The organism is Streptomyces sp. MB09-01, from assembly GCF_033794505.1.
Classification (GTDB): domain Bacteria; phylum Actinomycetota; class Actinomycetes; order Streptomycetales; family Streptomycetaceae; genus Streptomyces.
This window is the reverse complement of record NZ_JARAYQ010000540.1, coordinates 1-1529: the sequence shown is the minus strand read 5'-3', so window position 1 is coordinate 1529 and position 1529 is coordinate 1. Positions and strand designations below refer to the sequence as shown.

Here is a 1529-nt window from a genome sequence, read left to right as displayed (position 1 = left end):
GCCTTGGGTGAGGACGATGATGCGGGTGGAGTCCAGGGTGGTGTCGGCGAGGAGTTCCTGGAGGGTGGCCAGAGTGTCCTGAACCGCCGCGTGCACCTCCGCGCTCGGCTCGGTGAGCACGATGACACCGGGGACCGGCCCGCCTGAGGCGAGAGCGGTCCGCAGTTCGGCGGCGTCGGCGTACGTGTCCCCGGAGACGGCCGCGGCCAGGCCGTGCGGGTCCGAGCCCAGTACGGCCCACGGTCCGGCGGCCGGCTCGGTGGCCTGTGGGACCGGCTTCCGCACCAGGTGGTAGAGCCCGTCGAGGCGACCGCTGCGGTCCTGCAGGTCTCCGGCCGGGCGCAGGGCGATCTCGTCGACGGTGATGACGGGCCGGCCGTCGGCGTCCGTGGCCGTGAGCGAGGCGGCGCTCGTACCGCTCGGAACCAGGTGCACCCGCAGCGCCGTCGCACCGGCGGCGTGCAGGGTGACCCCGCTGAACGAGAACGGGATGGTCAGTTCGTCGGAATCCTCGATCAGCAGCGCGTGCAGGGCGGCGTCCAGCGCGGCGGGGTGGAGGGCGAACCCGTCCCCGTCGATGCTCTCGGGGAGCGCGATCTCCGCGTACAGATCCGTGCCGCGTCTCCACGCGCTCCGCAGACCCTGGAAGGTGGGGCCGTACGTGTATCCGCGTTCGGCGAGGCGGGCGTAGAGGTCGCCGACGGGTATCTGCGTGGCTCCCTCCGGCGGCCAGACGACCGAGCCGGTCGCGGGAACCGGGCCCGGGCCCGCCTCGGCGAGCACACCCGAGGCGTGCCGCGTCCACTCCTCGTCGGCCCGGCCCTCGGCGCGGGAGTGGACGGACACGGTGCGCGTACCGGACTCCTCGGCGCCGAGCGCCACCTGGAGGTGGACGCGCCCGTCCTCGGGCACGATCAGCGGCGCTTCCAGGACGAGCTCCCGGAGCCGGTCGTAGCCGAAGCGCTCGCCCGCCGCCACGGCCATCTCGACCAGGGCGGTGCCGGGCAGCAGAACCGTTCCGGAGACCGCGTGGTCGGCGATCCACGGGTGGGTGCTCCGCGCGACGCGGCCCGTGAACAGCAGCCCTTCTCCGCCGGCGAGGCTGGTCACCGCACCGAGCAGCGGGTGCTCCGCCGGCGTCAGGCCCAGACTCGCCACGTCCTCGGGCGTGGCAGGGCTGTTCAGCCAGAACCGGGCTCCCTGGAAGGCGTACGTCGGCAGCAGTACCCGCCGCGCACCGGGGAAGAGGCTCTCGACGTCCAGCGCCGCACCGCGCACGGCCGCGTGGCCGAGCGCGACCGCGAGGGTCCGTGCCTCGGGGCGGCCCTTGCGCAGGACGCCGACGGTCGACACCGCCCCCTGGGCGGCCTCCTCACCCAGGCAGCCCCGGGCCATGGCGGTGAGGACGGGGTCCGGACCCAGCTCCAGGAATGTGGTGACGTTCTGGTCCTGAAGGAATCGGATGCCGTCGTGGAAGCGGACGGTGTGGCGGAGGTGTTGGACCCAGTAGTCGGGGTTGGTGAGTTCTT

1 protein-coding gene is annotated in these 1529 nt (G+C 73.5%); it reads right to left on the bottom strand.

Annotated features, from left to right (window positions below):
- Positions 1-1529 (bottom strand): polyketide synthase dehydratase domain-containing protein (locus tag PV721_RS43290; RefSeq protein WP_319734348.1); only part of this gene is annotated, 1529 nt, incomplete at both ends.